Origin of the sequence: Maribacter sp. HTCC2170 (assembly GCF_000153165.2) — a bacterium.
In the GTDB taxonomy this organism is placed as follows: domain Bacteria; phylum Bacteroidota; class Bacteroidia; order Flavobacteriales; family Flavobacteriaceae; genus Maribacter_A.
The window spans coordinates 3813204-3831904 of record NC_014472.1 but is presented as its reverse complement, the minus strand read 5'-3'; the positions used below and the strand labels follow the sequence as shown (position 1 = coordinate 3831904).

Here is an 18701-nt window from a genome sequence, read left to right as displayed (position 1 = left end):
AACTAAAAAAGCATTCAAATTAGCAATATGTCAAAGTTTGAACTCAAATTGCCACGTATGGGAGAAAGTGTTGCGGAAGCAACATTGACTACTTGGTTAAAAGAAGTTGGTGATACCATTGAAATGGATGAAGCTGTTTTTGAAATAGCCACAGATAAGGTTGATTCTGAGGTCCCGAGTGAAGTTGAAGGGGTTTTGCTTGAAAGGCTTTTTGAAGTTGATGATGTTGTAAAGGTTGGCGATACAGTGGCCATTATCGAGATGGAAGGAGAAGCCACAGACGAGGTTGATTCAACCACTGAGGTTGAAGAAATTGAGGTTGATGATGAGATAGTTGCCGAGCTAACTTCTACTGTAGAAGTAGCAAAGGAGGCAATTGCCAGTGCACCTCAAGATTTTGGTCTATCCGAACGGTTTTACTCGCCTCTAGTGAGGAATATCGCCAAAAAAGAAGGAATTTCTATAGCTGAGTTGGATGGCATAAAAGGAACAGGAAAAGACAATAGGGTCTCTAAGAACGATATTTTGTCATATATAGCAGAGAAGGGTAATTCTGTTGCCCCGATGGTTGCAACTCCAGCCAAAAAGCTTGAGTCTGAAATTTCCGAACCTAAAATTGAAACCCCTGTAGAGCAAAAACCAGTATCCACGATATCAGCAACAGTTGGCGATGAGGTGATAGAAATGACCAGAATGGGCAAATTAATTGCCAAGCATATGGTAAATAGTATTTCTACCTCGGCTCACGTTCAAAGTTTTATTGAGGTTGACGTAACCAATATTGTGAATTGGAGAAATAAGATGAAGGATTCTTTCTTTAAGACTGAGGGAGAGAAATTAACTTTTACCCCAATTTTCATGGAGGCGGTGGCTAAGGCTTTGAAAAAGTATCCCATGATGAACATTTCGGTTGATGGGGATGCCGTTATTAAAAAGAAAAACATAAATATAGGAATGGCCGCTGCATTGCCCGATGGTAATTTGATTGTTCCTGTTATTAAAAATGCAGATCAATTAAACTTGGTCGGAATGGCAAAGGTTGTGAATGATTTGGCTAACAGGTCAAGAAACAATCAGCTGAAACCTGATGAAGTACAGGATGGTACATATACCGTGACCAATGTGGGTACGTTTGGGAGTGTTTTTGGAACCCCCATCATCAATCAACCTCAAGTAGGTATTCTTGCACTTGGGGCAATTCGAAAGATTCCTTCTGTGATTGAAACAAATGAAGGCGATTTTATTGGTATTCGGAGTAAAATGTATATCTCTCATAGTTATGACCATAGGGTTGTTAATGGTGCTTTAGGCAGTATGTTTGCAAAAGCGGTGGCCGATTATCTTGAGGCGTGGGATATTAATAGAGAAGTTTAGCAAACTCTTTGAATTAGCCTATAGTAAAATAAAAAGCTAGCGAAATCTATTTTTTCGACATACTAAATCACATTGGTCGTTCTATCTGTGTTATTTATCGCAGTACTTTCTTTTCTTGAAGCGGTCAGATTATATTTGTTGGTTTAAACCAACCTAAACTTTTAGTATGATTCGTAACCTTGTAATTACAAGGAATCTCCTGTTTTTCTTAGTGTTTTTGACTATAATTCCATTTTATTCACAAGAAAAACCCACGAATAAGGAATCCATTAAACTTTTTATAGACTGTCGTTGCGAAAAGAGTTATCTACGGCAAGAAATCAATTTTGTTAATCACGTTCGGGATCAAAAATTGGCGAATGTTATTTTAATGATTTATGATATAGCAAACGGAAGTGGCGGAAGAACATATAAACTTGTGTTCAATGGTAGTGGGGTATATCAGGAAATTAAGGATGAGCAATCGTTCGACTCGAACATGAACATGACTTCGGATGAAGTGCGTAAAGGCTTATTGTCAACGGTGAAAAAGGGTCTTTTAAAATATGTGATGGAGTCTGATTTGGCCGATAGTATTGTTTACAAAATTTCAGATTCTGGGTTAGCCGAAAGGCAGGACATTGACTTTGATGACCCATGGAACAATTGGATTTTCGAGGTTTACGGTGAAGCCGAATTGGACAAGGAGGCAAGTAGAAAGGAATTTGAATATGAAGTAGGGTTTGAAAGTGATAAGGTAACTGAAAAGTGGCGTGTGCGGGTCGATTTACAAATGAACCTGGCAAATAACAAATACATACGGGACAATGAAGAATTCACAAGTAAACGCGAAAGGTATTTTGGTTATGGGAGTGTAGTTCGTAGTTTGTCTGATCACTGGTCCTTAGGTGTGTTCGCGGGTGCCAGACATGATACGTATACCAATATAAACTTGGCAACAAGTTTTACACCCGCAATTGAATACAACATTTTCCCTTACCGAGAGGTTTTACGCCGAGAAATTGTTTTTGCCTATAAAATTGGTTATGCACATAATGATTATATAGAAACCACAATTTTTGGCCAGGAAGAAGAAACTATTTTCAATCATTCATTGGACATACAGACAAGATTTAGACAACCTTGGGGTAATTTATATTCACGACTACGTACGTCTACATTTCTTAATGATTTTTCGAAAAATCGGGTGCAATTCAATGGGAGTGTTTCCGTGAGGGTGTTTAAGGGAATGGCAGTAAGATTTTCTGGTTCACTTCAATTAATTCGTGACCAGATTAACCTTCCCGCCGGTTCGGCATCACTTGAGGATGTTTTACTTCAACAAAAACAAATCGCTACCGACTTTGAAACAGGTTTTAGGGTTGGTGTTAGTTACACTTTTGGCTCTGCTTTTAATAACATAATCAATACGCGGTTATAATTGTCATAAGAGCTTTTGTTCATGTTCTTGAATGTAATAAATAGGATTATTCATGCTGTGGAAACTAATCATAAGTTATCTTTGCTCAAACCTTATGAATAATGGAGTTAAAGTTGACTAGACCTATTTGTTTTTTTGATTTGGAAACCACAGGTACCAATGTTGCTCACGATCGGATTGTTGAAATATCAATCTTAAAAGTATTTCCGAACGGAAACAAGGAAAGCAAGACATGGCTTGTGAATCCAGAAAAGGATATTCCGGCAGAAGTGATTGCAATTCATGGGATTTCAAATGAAAAAGTGGCAAATGAACCAACGTTCAAAGAACTTTCAAAAGAGGTTTATCTAATGATCAAGGATTGTGATCTCGGAGGATTCAATTCCAATCGTTTCGATATTCCGCTACTGGCCGAGGAGATGTTGCGCGCCGATGTTGATTTTGATATGAAGAATATGGTTTCTGTGGATGTTCAGACCATTTTTCATAAGATGGAAAAGAGAACATTGGAAGCTGCCTATAAGTTTTACTGCGATAAGGATTTGACCGATGCGCATAGTGCAGAAGCAGACACAAATGCGACTTATGAGGTTTTACTTTCCCAATTAGATCGTTATCCAGAGTTAGAAAACAATGTGAAAAAATTGGCAGAGTTTTCAACACATAAAAAATTGGTTGATTTTGCTGGTTTTATCGCCATGGATGATAATGAGGAAGAGGTTTTTGCCTTTGGCAAGCATAATGGAAAGAAGGTTTTGGATGTGTTGGACAAGGAGCCAGGATATTTTGGCTGGATTTTGAATGCAGATTTCCCACTGTACACAAAGAAAGTATTGACACAGATTAAATTAAGCAGATTGAACAATAAGCTTGGTTGAATGCGATTCTTAGTTCTATTTTTTTCATTTATTGCCATTAATTCAGCGGCTCAGGAGGTTCTTTTTGAAGGTCATGTATATGACCATAAAACAAAAACCCCCATTCCTTATGTGAATCTTAGTTTTTTGAACACCTTGAAAGGTACTTCAACTGATGAAAAAGGTCATTTTTATTTAGATATTCACACACCATATTTAGAAAAACAAGTACATATTTCTTCCTTGGGTTTTAAAGATACCATTGTAAGTGCGAAGACTGTTTTTAAATCCAAACGATTTGAAATGGTGGCTGAGTCATTTGAGTTGGAAGAGGTTGTGGTATCAGGTTCTTCGGGCAACTCAACAGTACTCAATCCGATTGGAAGTTATGATCTTACAAGTGGTTTTTCATCTTCAGCTACACCTTGGATCATGGCGTTATATTTTCCAAATATTGGGGCACAGGATAAGTTTGTGGAGAAGGTGACAGTTTTTTTTCAAAAGAACAAGGATTTCAAAAGACCTTCAGCTAAATTCAGACTTCGTTTTTATGGTGTTGATTCCAATTCAAAAAAACCAGATAAGGATCTTCTTAGGAAAAGTATAGTCCTTGAATCAGAAGTTAAAGAAGCGTTTGTGTCAATTGATTTAAGTGCTCTGCATCTTAAAATACCCAAAGATGGCATATATATTGGAGTGGAGTGGTTGTTTGTCCCCTATAATTGGTATAAGAATTCGTATGAACACCAACTAACCAAAAAGAAAGTAATAGAGGATAGATTCGCCCCTACCTTTGGTGCGGTGTACAACAAGAATCAAAACTTTAAGGCGATGGTTTATGGAATGGGGGAGTGGACTGACTTTAAAGTTAGATCCAGGGATAATTTAAAATACTTGGTACCGGCAATAAGTCTAAAAATATCAAAAGATTAAAAAATGAAAATTATTTGCGTAGGCAGGAATTATACAGACCATATAAAAGAGCTTTCAAACGAACGTCCCGATGAACCTGTTGTATTCATAAAACCGGATTCTGCCATACTCCCCAAAGAGCAAAATTTTTATATTCCAGAGTTTAGTGAGGATGTTCATTATGAAGTGGAAGTCTTGGTAAAAATCTGCAAGGTAGGTAAACATGTTGATGAGCGTTTTGCGCATAAGTATTATGAGGAGGTAGGTTTAGGAATTGATTTTACAGCTCGCGACTTACAATCAGAATTAAAGCAAAAAGGTCTGCCCTGGGAAAAAGCAAAAGGTTTTGACGGTTCGGCCGTAGTTGGTAAATGGTTGTCAAAATTGCAATTTGAAGATCTGAACAATCTTAACTTTAGTCTAATAAAGAATAACAAACCAGTTCAAAAAGGAAATACAGGTTTAATGCTTTGGAAAATAGATGAGCTAATTGCTTATGTTTCAAAATACTTCACATTAAAAAAGGGTGATATAATATTTACAGGAACTCCAGCTGGTGTTGGTAAGATTGCTGCAAATGATTACCTTTCGGGTCAGTTAGAAGGGCAGGAGCTCTTTTCGTTAAAAATAAAATAATGATTTACAATCTTGATAAAATAAATGAAATGGCGGAAGGTGATATGGATTTCATCAATTCTGTAATTTCTGTTTTTTTGGATGAAGTGCCACAGGATCTGGAAGGTCTTGAGGCTGCTTTAGGTCAGCAAAATTATGAACAGGTATATCAACTCGCACATAAAATAAAGCCTAATGTAGATTTATTGGGAATGGAACAAACGCGAGCAGTTGCACTTCAAATAGAAACTTTAGGAAAAAATGAAGCTAATATGAATGAGATTCAGGCAGTTTTCCCTGTATTAAAAAAGGATATTCATCAAGTTGTTTCTGAGCTCAAAAAGGATTTTAATCTATAATGTTTGCCGAAATCATCACTATTGGCGATGAAATTCTCATTGGTCAAATCGTTGATACTAATTCTACCTTTATTGCCAAAGAGCTAAACAAAATAGGTATATCGGTTCATCAAATAACATCGATTCAAGATGAACATGACCATATTCTTACGGCTTTAAACGAAGCTAAATCACGAGCTAACATTGTAATTGTCACCGGAGGTCTTGGGCCGACAAAAGATGATATAACCAAACACACGTTTTGTGAGTTTTTGAATGATGCCTTGGTGAAAAATGAAGAGGTGCTACAGCATATAGAACAGTTGTTTTCCACCTTTACTTCTACACCAATTTCTGAAGTCAATAGACAACAAGCTATGGTCCCTTCAAGGGCAACAGTATTACATAATGCCAATGGTACAGCGCCTGGTATGTGGATGAAATCTGATGATGTGGTTTTTATATCGCTTCCCGGTGTTCCTTTTGAAATGAAGGCATTGATCAGCAATATGGTTATTCCTAAAATAATCAAGGATTTTGACCGACCCCATATTCTTCACAAAACTTTGATTACTTATGGTTTAGGGGAAAGTGCAATTGCTGCAAAAATCGAGGAATGGGAAGATAATTTGCCAAAGTTTATTAAACTGGCGTATCTGCCTAATTTGGGCAAAGTGAGATTACGATTAACAGCAAAAGGACCCGATAGAAAAGTACTGCATGATTCAGTTGAGACAGAAATACAAAAGTTGCAACCATTAATTGGGGATTTGATTTATGGTTATGAAAATGATGAGTCATTAGAAGAGTTGGTTGCAAAATCGTTTACAGCAAAGAAAATGACATTAGCAACTGCCGAAAGTTGCACTGGAGGTAAAATTGCCCAGAAGATAACTGCCTTATCAGGGGCTTCGGCCTATTTCAAAGGAAGTATTGTGAGTTATGCCACAGAAATAAAAGTAGATGTTTTGGGAGTTTCTACTGCAATGATAAACAAGTATACAGTCGTTAGTGCTGAGGTCGCGGAGGCAATGGCTCTTAATGTGAAAAAACTTATGAATACCGATTTTGCAGTTGCCACAACAGGTAATGCAGGGCCAACAAAAGGTGATTCAGATGCTGAAATAGGCACGGTCTATATTGCAATTGCCACCCCCGAGAAGGTGTTTGTGAACAAATTTATGATGGGAAATCATCGGGTAAGGGTAGTGCAAAAGACTGTAAATAAGGCGTTTGAGTTGCTTCAAAAAGAAATCGTAAAAATCTGAGATAGAATTTTGTCCGTCCAATAAAAATGAATTAAATTTGCAGCCTGTTTAAAATGAAAAATTAGGCGCAATGTCAAAAGTTTGTGAAATTACGGGAAAGAGAGCGATGTTCGGAAACAACGTTTCGTTTTCTATCAATAAGACAAGAAGAAGATTTAATGTAAATCTTTCCAAAAAACGTTTTTATATTCCTGAAGAAGATCGTTGGGTAACCCTTAAGGTATCTGCAAAGGCATTGAAAAGCATTAACAAGAAAGGCATTTCAGCTGTTTTAAAGGAGGCTAAAGCACAAGGATTGGTAAAATAATCCTAAAAAGATAGATTACAATGGCAAAAAAAGGGAACAGAGTTCAAGTTATATTGGAGTGTACTGAGCATAAAGCTTCAGGTCAGCCAGGAACTTCTAGATATATAACCACAAAGAATAAGAAGAACACTCCAGAAAGGATGGAAATCAAAAAATTCAATCCTATTCTGAAGAAGATGACAGTTCATAAAGAAATAAAGTAAATTTCCTTAATTGGAAAGACAATAATTAACGCATTAAGTCATGGCAAAGAAGACGGTAGCAAGTTTACAAACAAGTTCAAAAAGATTAACCAAGGCGATTAAAATGGTAAAGTCACCTAAGACAGGTGCTTATGTTTTTCAAGAGTCTGTAATGGCGCCAGAAGCCGTAAATGAGTGGTTGTCTAAATAAAGGATAATTGACCAAATCAATTCTAAAAGCTCCTTTTTACAAGAAAGGAGCTTTTTTATTTTCATATATTTGGTGAAAGTATATCAGGTAGTATGAGTTTATTCAAAAAGATATTTTCTTCCCAAAAGAAGGAGTCCTTGGACAAAGGTCTAGAGAAATCAAAAACCTCTTTTTTCTCTAAATTAAGTAAGGCGGTTGCAGGTAAATCAAAAGTAGATGATGATGTACTTGACAATTTAGAAGAAGTCTTGGTCACTTCTGATGTTGGTGTGGATACTACCTTGAAAATTATTGAGCGCATAGAAGCCCGTGTCTCTGAGGATAAGTATATGGGTACTGATGAACTCAATAAAATCTTAAGAGAGGAAATTGCCGGATTACTTTCTGAAACCAATATAGGTGAAGAAACCGAATATAGTATACCTGCGGATAAAAAACCATATGTGATTATGGTGGTTGGTGTTAACGGTGTGGGTAAAACTACAACTATTGGTAAGTTGGCTTACCAGTTCAAGAAACAGGGACTAAAAGTGGTTTTAGGTGCTGCAGATACTTTTAGAGCCGCCGCCATAGACCAATTGCAAGTTTGGGCCGATCGTGTAGATGTACCAATTGTTAAACAAAAAATGGGAAGCGACCCCGCCTCTGTGGCATTTGATACTTTAAGTTCTGCGGTAACACAAGATGCTGATGTGGTCATAATAGATACTGCTGGGAGATTGCACAATAAAGTGAATTTAATGAACGAGCTTACCAAAGTTAAGCGTGTAATGCAAAAGGTTGTAGACGATACACCTCATGATGTTCTATTGGTGCTGGATGGTTCAACCGGGCAGAATGCTTTTGAACAAGCGAAACAGTTTACAAAAGCTACCGAGGTGACTTCTTTGGCAGTTACAAAGTTGGATGGAACGGCAAAAGGTGGTGTTGTTATAGGTATTTCTGATCAGTTTCAAATTCCGGTAAAGTATATTGGGGTAGGTGAGGGCATTGAGGATCTTCAGGTTTTCAATAAGTATGAGTTTGTAGATTCCTTTTTTAATATTTAAAATTGAAGAAAGTACTTCTCATTACGAGCTTTTTATTTGTGTCAGTTCTAACAGCGCAAATAAATCACCCCAAGGCAAGTCCTTCTTCCACAATTATTCAAGAGGTTGGTTTAACATCAATCCAGGTTGAATATTCCAGACCTGCAGTTCGGGGACGAAAAATTTTTGGTGGTCTTGTTCCCTATGGTAGAATTTGGAGGGCCGGAGCTAATGCCTCAACCAAAATCACATTTGAAAGTGATGTTACTGTAGGATCAGGTTTCCTTCAAAAAGGAACATATGCCCTATACGCTTTTCCAGAAGAAAGTGAATGTCAAATTATTTTTCATAACAACACAACACATTGGGGTGATGGCAGGAATAATTATGACCCAAATGAAGATGCACTCAGAATTAAAATTGTTCCAACTAAAACAAAGTCTTTCCAGGAAAATTTCTTGATTTCTTTTGATGAAATTCAACATAACTCAATTGACTTGATATTGTCATGGGAAAACACCAAAATCTGCATTCCAATCAAGATTGACACCCATAGCCTTATGGAAGCTGAAATTGAAAATAAGCTGGCCGATAACCCTACACCTCAAACTTATTACGAAGCTGCAAGATATTACCAAGAACAAAACATTAAAAAGGAAACTGCTTTGGCTTACTTGAAAACGGCTATTGAAAAAGGAGGCGACACTTACTATTTTCATCGTGTAAAATCTCTGGTAGAGGCCGATTTACAGGATTATAAATCGGCAATTGCCTCTGCGCAAAAATCATTGGAACTGGCAAACTTGGAAGGTAAAGATGAGTTCGTTCGAATGAATCAAAAAAATATTGATTTTTGGAACCAAATCCTTTTGGAAAAAGGGTAGACTAGTTAATCACATCATTTATCTTGCCCCAAAGCTCATTGTCATAGCTAGAAGGCCCCAATTGCATTTCTCCTGCACTTTCTCCGCAGCGAACAATAACTAAACCTTTGCTGGGAACAACATAGATCTTTTGGTCATTTGCTCCAAGTGCAGCGAACATATCGTTGGGAGCATTTGGTACTAGAGGGCCAGGCAAAGAGATGGTAGTAGTGGTTCCCACAACATTTTCCTTACCATTTAACCACCATAGGTATCCGTATGATGTATTAATATCCTGCGAAGTATTGGTCATCTCATTGAAGAAATTTTCACTAACGACTGCACTTCCATCCCAGGTACCTTGGTTTAGCATTAATAATCCAAAACGGGCCATGCTACGGGTACTACTGTTGTATATATTCAATCCCAGACTACTCGTCCAGTTGCCATTCATTCCAATTTTATCGGCAATCTTTATCTTGCTATATTCTTGAAAAGACATACCTGAACTTTGGGTTATCATTTCCTGAAGTAGCATAAAAGCTCCTTGATGATAGGCCCAAATTGTACCAGCATCAGCGGTATATTCCAAACAAATTGGTAATGTACAGACCCAAGGGGCAAATTCTCCAAGATGGGGAGTGAGACCCGTAGTCATAGTCATGTGGTGTTTTACTGTTATCAAATCTTGTTTCTCTGTTGTTAATTGACTCCAATTCTGACCTAAATAGTCTGAGGTTTTATTGTTGATATTTAGTAATCCTTCGTCCTGTGCTATGCCGACAAATGTTGCCGTAAGACTTTTGGCAGCTGAAAACCAGGTCCAGCTTGCATTTTGATTATGCCCGTTAAAGTATTTTTCAATAACGATTCTGCCATTTTTCAAAACAATGAACCCTTTCGTATCTGTAGACTCCAGATAATCATATAGTTCTTCTTCTTTATCAATGTTCCACTCTAATTGTGATGGTGTTACTACTTCCCAATCGTTACCATCTATTTGGGGAAAGAACATTCCCGTTGGCGCTGGAATATCATTTTCATTCGTATCAGAATCATTACTACAACCACAAATCAATAAAAGAACAATTGAAAAGTTAAAGAAAGATCTAGGTTTCATGATGATAATATTTAAACGTTTGGTGATAAAATACATTTATGGTTTAACGTAAAAATCCAAGAAATCGTCTTAAATGGCTATTGTTCCTACATCAAGTTGTATTTTTGCGCTCCATTAAAAAGCTATGCGAACAAAATCTCTTAAGAAGAACAAAATTAATGTAGTTACTTTAGGCTGCTCTAAAAATGTGTACGATTCAGAAGTGCTCATGGGACAGTTAAAAGCCAATAATAAGGAGGTTGTTCACGAAGAAGAAGGTAATGTGGTTGTCATCAACACATGCGGCTTTATAGACAATGCCAAAGAAGAAAGTGTAAATACCATATTGCAATTTGTTGAAAAGAAGGAAGCAGGAGAGGTAGATAAGGTTTTTGTTACAGGATGTTTAAGTGAGCGTTACAAGCCAGATTTACAAAAGGAAATTCCCAATGTTGATGAATATTTTGGGACAAGTGAATTACCCAATTTACTAAAGGCACTTGGTGCTGATTATAAGCATGAATTGATTGGTGAAAGATTAACTACGACACCAAAGAATTATGCTTATCTAAAAATTGCCGAGGGTTGTGATAGACCTTGTTCGTTTTGTGCAATCCCTCTTATGCGCGGGAAACATAAAAGCAAGCCAATAGAGGAATTGGTAACCGAATCCAAGAAATTAGCGGCTAAAGGAGTCAAGGAATTGATTTTGATAGCTCAGGATCTTACTTATTACGGTTTAGATTTATATAAGAAGAGGAACTTGGCTGTACTACTTCAGAAATTGGTAAAAGTAGATGGTATTGAATGGATTCGTTTGCATTATGCCTTTCCTACTGGTTTTCCGATGGATGTGTTGGATGTTATGAATGATGAGCCGAAAATATGTAATTACCTTGATATTCCTTTGCAGCACATTTCAGATGATATTTTGAAGAGTATGCGTAGGGGTACAACCCAAGAGAAGACCACTAGATTGATTCAGGAATTTAGAAACCACGTTCCTAGCATGGCAATAAGGACAACTTTAATTGTAGGCTATCCTGGTGAAACCGAGGCCCATTTTCAAAATTTAAAGAAATGGGTGGGCGAAATGCGTTTTGAGCGTTTGGGCTGTTTTACCTACAGCCATGAAGAAAATACCCATGCATATAACTTGGTAGATGACGTTCCACAAGAAGTGAAACAGGAACGTGCCAATGAAATCATGGAACTACAATCACAGATTTCATGGGAGTTGAATCAGGAGAAAATAGGTAAAACATTCAATTGTATCATTGATCGTAAAGAAGGGAATCATTTTGTGGGAAGAACCGAATTTGACTCTCCTGATGTTGATAATGAGGTGCTCATTGATGCTGCGAAGTTCTATTTGAAACAGGGGGAGTTCGCTCAAATAAAAATTGTTGATGCAGCCGACTTTGATTTGTACGGTGAGCCTGTTTAAGACTAATTTTCCAAAAGAACACTCAATAATTACATTGGTTTCCAAATAGTATTATTTGGTTAATGATATTTTTAATTCCTATTTTTAGGAATACAAATATTGCTTTCCAAACCAGCGATTATGATGTTCATTTTAGCCCTGATTCTATCTTTGGCCTTTATTATTTTAGGTATTGTAAAATGGAAAATTCATCCATTTTTTGTGCTTTTAATTGCTGCCATAGGTTACGGTTTTATTACGGGAATGGAAATCCCCGGAATAATCGACTCTATAAACAATGGCTTTGGCAGCATAATGGGTAAGATTGGCTTGATTATTTTCTTTGGGGTTGTTATCGGTACAGTTTTAGAGAAATCAGGAGGGGCAATGGTGATTGCATCAAAGATGATTCAGGTTATCGGTGAAAAATCAATTCATCTGGCGATGTTGTTGACGGGCTATTTGATGTCTATACCGGTGTTTTGTGATAGCGCATTTATTATGATGAACTCACTCAACAAAGCTTTATCACACAAGGCTAAAAAATCATATGCGGGAACTTCTGTTGCCTTGGCTTTGGGTTTATTGGCCACCCATGTCATGGTTCCACCTACCCCGGGGCCAATAGCTGCCGCTGGTATCTTAAAGGCAGACTTAGGGAATGTAATACTTTGGGGTTTGATAGTGAGTGTATTGGCTTTGATTCCCTGTTATTTTTTTTCAACTAAAATTGCATCTAAAACTACTATTCCAATAAAATTGGATACCATTAAGGAATCGGGATATCAACCTAAATTATGGATTTCTTTATTGTCGATTATTGTTCCCATTATTCTGATTATAATAAAATCAATCTTTGATTATCCAGAGTTTCAGATGAAATCAGGGGCATTGTTTTCACTGGTTTCATTTCTTGGAAGTCCAGTAATCGCCTTACTGATAGGAGTGTTACTTTCCTTATTGATTCCAAAAAAACTGGATGAAAAGGTATTTTCTGCCACAGGCTGGTTTGGGGAGGCTCTAAAAAATGCAGCGCCGATTATTCTTATAACTGGAGCAGGTGGTATTTATGGCGCGATGTTGCAAAATTCGGGAATCGCAGACTTTATAACAGCGAATTTTTCAGGATTGAGTATTGGGTTATTATTACCTTTCTTGTTGGCAGCTTGTCTAAAAACAACGCAGGGATCCTCAACTGTTGCATTGATTACTACTGCATCGATAATAGCGCCCATTTTACCAGCATTAGGACTTGACGGATCATTTATGACAACAATGACAGTTCTGGCCATCGGTGCTGGTTCTGTAGTGGTATCGCATGCCAATGATAGTTTTTTCTGGGTGGTAACCCAATTAACAGGTATGGATGTTAAACAAGGAAATCAAACTTTGACTCTTGGGACCTTGGTGTTTGGGGTATCTGCCATCTTGATAATATATGCTATCACCACGTTGATAGGTTGAAAGTACCCATGATTCTTTCGAATTTTTAATTAAATTTATTTGATGTCTACGACCGAGAAGTGTAAAAATTGTGAAAAATCATTTGATGTATCATTTGATTATTGTCCGTTTTGTGGACAAGAAACAGCGGATAACCTGACTTTTGGAGTATTGTTCAGTAATACGATCAGTAATTATTTTTCAATCGATGCCCGTTTCTTAAAGAGTTTCATTCCACTTATGCTCAAACCTGGAGTATTGGCCAGAAGATTCGTGGACGGTAAGCGCCTATCTTATTTGCACCCTGCACAGTTTTATCTTTTCATTTCGGTAATATTCTTTTTCATTTTTTCATTTAATGTGCGTAAGGCCGACAATGAAGTGACAATGGCTTTAAAAAAGGGTTTTGACAAAGACCTGACCATAGATTCATTGCAACTGAATAAAGATTCCCTGAATCTGGAATTGGCGAAAGATGCTATTAAAAATAATGGTGTTATAGCAGGGATTTCTGACGAAGATTTTATTAAGATGGATTCGACATTCATAGCTGAGCAAAAAGCTTCCAATGAGTCATTCATTAAAAAACGTAAAGCATTGGATTCTTTAATTGCGATAGATGCATCAATGGCCAGTAAGTTAAAAGCGATAGGAATTGACGATGATGAGAGTGCTATTACTCATAAGTTTTTTGAACAAATGCTAAAATTTTATGAGCAAAAGGGCGAAGGGATTCTGAATACTTTATATGATATAATCCCCATTGCCATGTTCTTTATGCTTCCTTTATTTGCTTTTTTATTGAAGCTTTTTTATTGGGGACGGGGCACATTCGCCCATCATATGGTCTTTAGCTTTTATTTTTTCACTTACCTTTTTACCTCATTTTGTTTGTTGATTTTGGTAAATCTGATAATAGAAATACCGCTTTGGATAGAAGTAATCTTCTTTTTTTCCTTTATTTTTTATTTAATATTAGCTCTGCATAATTTTTACAAAAGTGGATGGGTGGGAGCATTTTTCAAAGCTAATGCGATTTCTTTCCTGTATATTATATTTATTGTACCAATAGCGATTTCAGGCATTATCATGGTTTCGTTTATGTTGTATTGAATATGGTTCTCAATTCACCATGAATAGAGCATTTGAAAACAATAATTTTCCATTTTCCCAGAATCCCCTGAACAATGGGTTATCTACCATGTAAATAACTTGTCCCGAGCCGTGGTTAGATACTCCAAACACTAAACTTTTTTCAATTTTACTTTGTGCTTCACTTCCTGCAAAACCGGCTATAGGCTTGTTGTTACCTTCTTCTAAATACACAACAGAACCAGAATCAAGGTAATCGTAAGCATCAGCACCTAATTTTAGGGAAAAATAGCTGTTGTCATAGCCATAGGCCAATGGATGGGTATTATCTACTTTGGTCTTAAAAATGGCACCTGAAATGGTTTGTTTAATATATTCGCGTTGACCTTCATCAAATATTTGCATATTTTCAGAAGTATCTTTTATAACTTCTTTAGTTTTGATTCCAAAACCATCTTCACCTGTCAAACCATTAATAGCATCTCCCATGGCAATAAGCTTGCCTCCATTGGAAACCCAATCTTTCAATCCATCTAATTTATCCTCTTTAAGGAATCCCTTATAGCCGAAACCACCAGGGAGTATGATTATATCATATTTTGAAAGATCTACACCTGCCATGTATTCCGAATCAATAACTGACATGGGGTAATTTAGTTGTTGCTCAAAAAAGTACCAAATTTCTCCAAATCTTAGAGTCGAGGTCGGTTCACCGGAAAGTACAGCTATTTTAGGGGCATTTATCATTTGAACATACCTGGATCCAAAGTCCTTGCCAGAATCAACAAAACCAGTCGAGGTTGGGGTCAATTCAATTTGATGTTTGTTTGCGATTTTCACCAAGGTTTTCAAAAACCCATCATTGTTTTTATTATCACCCTTGGTAATAATCAATGTTCCTCTTTTATGCGATTTTCCTTCAAGCGTAAATGGCTTGTATGAATGGCGCACCTTTATTTTGTTCTGGATTAATTCAGCCAAGAATTTTGCATCTTTCATACTGTTCCATTCAGTCATAAATGCGTAAGCTTTGGAGCTCAATGACCCGTTTGAAATCGATTTTTTGCTTTTCGCAGTGCTTGTGATCAAACTCTGTGAAGCCATAGCGTCCAAACCATAGGCATAAGGTAAAGACCATGCTGTGATGTCATATGTGACCGAATCGCTTAACTTGGCATTGGGTTCAAATAAAACCTTGACTAAGGTACTTTTGGTTTGATCTGTTGAAACCACTAAACTGTTCTCAGAAGTTCTTAAACTTCCTGTTTTACCTGTACTGTATTTAAAACCTTTAATCGTTGCGGACTTACCCCATCCATATTCAATTTCATGTTTGTCCAACAATTGGGTTAATGCATCAATTCTATCTTCATCACCATTCATCACATAACTCTTGTACTTATAGTTCTTGTTTCGGTAAAACTTTTGGAATTCTTGGTTCAATTTGCTTGCATTAGAAGCTGCTACTTCCACAGTTGATAATCCTGTGGTTCTGTGATGATCCAATCGATCTTTTAATGTAAGTGTGTCGCCTATACTAGTTATGATTCCAAGTCCGGCCCTACCGCTTCCGCCTTGTTCGTATGTCATGCCAATTCCTCCATTATATATGGGATAGGTGTCACCATAACTTGGATATAATAAATCGAAGACTTCCTTTGTGAAATAAAACCAGCCATTGGCATCAAAGTATTTTGCATGGTTTTTTCCGATTGTAGTTTGAAATTCTCTTTGAAAAGGAGTAATTACTTCATGGTATGGTTCAGATGCCGGAGCAAAATAATAAGGACTATCTACACCTTGTTCATGAAAATCAACGTGAACATGTGGCATCCATTTGTTGTACACTTTTAACCTGTTTTGACTTTCAATCTGCGTTAACCAAGCCCAATCCCGATTCAAATCGAACATATAATGATTACTTCTCCCGCTCCACCATCCCTCATGGTGTTCCTTGCTATTTGGGTCAATATTATTCGGTGTGTTTTTATATTGGTTATACCAGTTTACATAACGATCACGTCCATCAGGATTAATACATGGATCCATGATAACAACGGTATTCTCCAAATAATTGCTTTTTGTTGTCAATAATTCGTAAATGGTTTGCATTGAAGCTTCAGTACTCACACTTTCATTACCGTGTACGTTGTAGCTTAACCAAACAATGGATTTTGATGCACTACTTTCTCCAGTGGTGCTCTTTAAATGTTCGGTTCTAATATTTTCTAGATTTTTAATGTTGGCGGCAGAAGAAACATAGGCCAATAAAAGGGGTCTTCGTTCATTGGTTTTTCCGTACTCCTTCAATTGAACACGGTCAGAAGCATTTTTCGCCAAATACTCATAATAATCCACTACTTCATGATGTCTTGTAAACTGACTTCCCAATTCGTATCCAAGAAACTCAGATGGTGATTTTAGTTGCTGGGCATTTAAGCTAATGGTTAGAAGTATCGTTGATAAGAATAAAAATTGCTTCATTGTGAAAATTTTGATTTTAAGGTTGCCCAATGTAATAATTAATAGGGACAATCAGGACAATAAACCCTATCAGATACCTAATTAAGCGATAAGAAGAATAAAGTAATTAACGTATTTTTAGGAACAAGAAAATACTAGTGTTATATATTTACTTCGTTTTTTGATTTTTATATGGATATTGACTGTTTACCCTTTAAGCAAACTGGCTATTTTTCGGATTTGATCTGTGATTATATTGATGGTAAGGAAACCCTCAACGCATTTTATAATAGGTTCCCCAGTCTTGAGAATTTTAAGGAACAAATAAATTCAAAAGCAGTTAACTACCCTGAAGAAAACAGAGCAGTCCTTTACGATTCACTTCAAGAGCAATATAAAGGTTTTGCAATTTCAAAAAAAACCAAAGCCAATCTCATACAATTAAAAGAACCCATAACTTTTACCGTTGCAACTGGCCATCAGTTAAATCTTTTTACAGGACCACTGTACTTTTTATATAAGATAATTTCAACCATTAACTTAACAGTTGAATTAAAAAAGGCCTATCCAAAGTTCAATTTTGTTCCTGTTTATTGGATGGCGACTGAGGACCATGATTTTGAGGAAATTAATTATTTCAACTTTAATAACAAGAAACTACAGTGGGACAATGAGGCTACAGGGGGAGTGGGACGTCTTAATACAAAAGACCTCGAAAGTGTTCTCGAAGCTTTTGCAAGCTCACTCGGCAAAGGTAAAAACGCAGAATATTTAATAAAACTATTTGTGGACTCCTATCTTGAACATGAAAATTTGGCCCAGGCAACCCGGTTTTTGGCCAATTCACTATTTGGGTCATACGGTTTGGTGATTGTTGATGGCGATGATCATAAACTTAAAAGGTTATTGGCACCATATGCTAAGAAAGATATTCTTGAAAGTATTTCCTTCTCAAAAGTTTCTGATACCATTTCAAAATTCAGACAACTGCCAGAAAAGTATAATGTACAGGTAAATCCCCGTGAAATAAATTATTTCTATTTAAAAGATAATATACGGGAACGCATTATAAAAGAAGGTGAGGGCTTTAAAGTAAATGATACTGATATTTACTTCACCAAAGAAGAATTATTGATTGAGTTGGACACTTATCCAGAGCGGTTTTCGCCAAATGTTATAACCCGTCCTTTATATCAGGAAATCATCTTGCCTAACCTATGTTATATAGGTGGTGGAGGTGAGCTTGCCTATTGGTTAGAGCTAAAAGAATCTTTCGAAGCCTTTGAAATAGATTTCCCTATTATATTGCTTCGGAATTCTGCATTGGTCGTATCCTCAAAACAAAAGTCCAAATTGGAGCATATGAACTTAGCTGCGCCGGACCTATTTATGGGACAGCACAGTTTCATAAATAAAAAGATCAGGGAAATTTCAAATATCGAAATTGATTTTTCAGAACAAAAAAAACACTTATCTGAACAGTTCAAAGCGTTGTATACTATCGCTGAAAAAACTGATAAATCGTTTTACGGAGCTGTTAAGGCTCAAGAATCAAAACAATTAAAAGGATTGGACAATCTTGAAAAAAGGTTGCTTAAGGCCCAAAAGCGAAAGTTAAAGGATCATGTGCAGCGAATGACTGAAATCCAGAATGAGCTTTTTCCCAATGGGTCTTTGCAAGAACGAAGTTTAAATTTCTCCGAGCTTTATTTAGAGTATGGCGATGAATTGATTCCAATGTTGATGAAAGAACTACTTCCCTTGAAAGCTGAGTTTTCAATTTTGTATCAATAGCAAGATTCT

The 18701-nt window shown here is 36.7% G+C and carries 18 protein-coding genes; 16 read left to right on the top strand and 2 right to left on the bottom strand.

Annotated features, from left to right (window positions below; translation table 11 throughout):
* Window positions 1-27 precede the first annotated feature (27 nt).
* From FB2170_RS16800 to FB2170_RS16750, 12 genes are all read left to right on the top strand, one after another.
* Window positions 28-1374 (top strand): dihydrolipoamide acetyltransferase family protein, encoded by a 1347-nt coding sequence (locus FB2170_RS16800; protein ID WP_013307810.1) that lies wholly within the window; start codon window positions 28-30, stop codon window positions 1372-1374.
* A gap of 166 nt (window positions 1375-1540) precedes the next feature.
* Window positions 1541-2794 carry a DUF481 domain-containing protein gene (locus FB2170_RS17110; protein WP_013307809.1) on the top strand — a complete coding sequence of 418 codons (1254 nt, stop codon included), beginning with the start codon at window positions 1541-1543 and terminating at the stop codon, window positions 2792-2794.
* Window positions 2795-2895: 101 nt separating this feature from the next.
* Window positions 2896-3672, top strand: coding sequence for a 3'-5' exonuclease (locus FB2170_RS16790; protein ID WP_013307808.1), 777 nt, complete (start codon window positions 2896-2898; stop codon window positions 3670-3672).
* The gene (locus FB2170_RS16785; RefSeq protein ID WP_013307807.1) at window positions 3673-4584 is read left to right on the top strand and encodes a carboxypeptidase-like regulatory domain-containing protein; all 912 of its coding nucleotides are present in this window, start codon (window positions 3673-3675) and stop codon (window positions 4582-4584) included.
* Between the two features lie 3 nt (window positions 4585-4587).
* A complete protein-coding gene (locus tag FB2170_RS16780) occupies window positions 4588-5199 on the top strand; it encodes a fumarylacetoacetate hydrolase family protein (protein WP_013307806.1) in 612 nt (203 codons plus the stop codon).
* Complete coding sequence (locus FB2170_RS16775; protein WP_013307805.1) at window positions 5199-5537, top strand: Hpt domain-containing protein; 339 nt, start codon at window positions 5199-5201, stop codon at window positions 5535-5537. The genes FB2170_RS16780 and FB2170_RS16775 overlap by 1 nt, the downstream gene beginning before the upstream one ends.
* On the top strand, window positions 5537-6784 hold the full coding sequence (locus FB2170_RS16770) for a competence/damage-inducible protein A (protein WP_013307804.1): 1248 nt from the start codon (window positions 5537-5539) through the stop codon (window positions 6782-6784). Before FB2170_RS16775 ends, FB2170_RS16770 begins: the two co-directional genes overlap by 1 nt.
* A 70-nt stretch (window positions 6785-6854) precedes the next feature.
* Window positions 6855-7091: a 50S ribosomal protein L28 gene (rpmB, locus tag FB2170_RS16765; protein WP_013307803.1), complete on the top strand. Its 237-nt coding sequence runs from the start codon at window positions 6855-6857 to the stop codon at window positions 7089-7091.
* Between the two features lie 20 nt (window positions 7092-7111).
* Window positions 7112-7294: a 50S ribosomal protein L33 gene (gene rpmG, locus FB2170_RS16760; protein WP_013307802.1), complete on the top strand. Its 183-nt coding sequence runs from the start codon at window positions 7112-7114 to the stop codon at window positions 7292-7294.
* 40 nt (window positions 7295-7334) lie between these two features.
* Window positions 7335-7484, top strand: coding sequence for a DUF4295 domain-containing protein (locus FB2170_RS17265; RefSeq protein WP_013307801.1), 150 nt, complete (start codon window positions 7335-7337; stop codon window positions 7482-7484).
* Between the two features lie 92 nt (window positions 7485-7576).
* Window positions 7577-8533: a signal recognition particle-docking protein FtsY gene (ftsY, locus tag FB2170_RS16755; RefSeq protein WP_013307800.1), complete on the top strand. Its 957-nt coding sequence runs from the start codon at window positions 7577-7579 to the stop codon at window positions 8531-8533.
* 2 nt (window positions 8534-8535) lie between these two features.
* A complete protein-coding gene (locus FB2170_RS16750) occupies window positions 8536-9396 on the top strand; it encodes a DUF2911 domain-containing protein (RefSeq protein ID WP_148232125.1) in 861 nt (286 codons plus the stop codon).
* Window position 9397: 1 nt separating this feature from the next.
* On the opposite strand, the gene FB2170_RS16745 is transcribed toward FB2170_RS16750, so the two are convergent.
* Window positions 9398-10495 carry a serine hydrolase domain-containing protein gene (locus FB2170_RS16745; RefSeq protein ID WP_041633301.1) on the bottom strand — a complete coding sequence of 366 codons (1098 nt, stop codon included), beginning with the start codon at window positions 10493-10495 and terminating at the stop codon, window positions 9398-9400.
* Between the two features lie 124 nt (window positions 10496-10619).
* Between FB2170_RS16745 and rimO the strand changes: the two genes are divergently transcribed.
* The 3 genes from rimO (at window position 10620) to FB2170_RS16730 (ending at window position 14456) form a co-directional block, all read left to right on the top strand.
* Window positions 10620-11921, top strand: a complete 1302-nt coding sequence (gene rimO, locus FB2170_RS16740) for a 30S ribosomal protein S12 methylthiotransferase RimO (protein ID WP_041632926.1) — start codon at window positions 10620-10622, stop codon at window positions 11919-11921.
* A gap of 120 nt (window positions 11922-12041) precedes the next feature.
* Window positions 12042-13364: a GntP family permease gene (locus FB2170_RS16735; RefSeq protein ID WP_013307796.1), complete on the top strand. Its 1323-nt coding sequence runs from the start codon at window positions 12042-12044 to the stop codon at window positions 13362-13364.
* Between the two features lie 42 nt (window positions 13365-13406).
* Window positions 13407-14456, top strand: a complete 1050-nt coding sequence (locus FB2170_RS16730) for a DUF3667 domain-containing protein (RefSeq protein ID WP_013307795.1) — start codon at window positions 13407-13409, stop codon at window positions 14454-14456.
* 9 nt (window positions 14457-14465) lie between these two features.
* Here the strand turns inward: FB2170_RS16730 and FB2170_RS16725 are convergent, their stop codons facing one another.
* Window positions 14466-16919, bottom strand: a complete 2454-nt coding sequence (locus FB2170_RS16725) for a M14 family metallopeptidase (protein WP_013307794.1) — start codon at window positions 16917-16919, stop codon at window positions 14466-14468.
* 171 nt (window positions 16920-17090) lie between these two features.
* On the opposite strand from FB2170_RS16725, the gene bshC reads away from it, so the two are divergent.
* The gene (bshC, locus tag FB2170_RS16720; protein ID WP_013307793.1) at window positions 17091-18692 is read left to right on the top strand and encodes a bacillithiol biosynthesis cysteine-adding enzyme BshC; all 1602 of its coding nucleotides are present in this window, start codon (window positions 17091-17093) and stop codon (window positions 18690-18692) included.
* The last annotated feature ends 9 nt before the right edge of the window (window positions 18693-18701 follow it).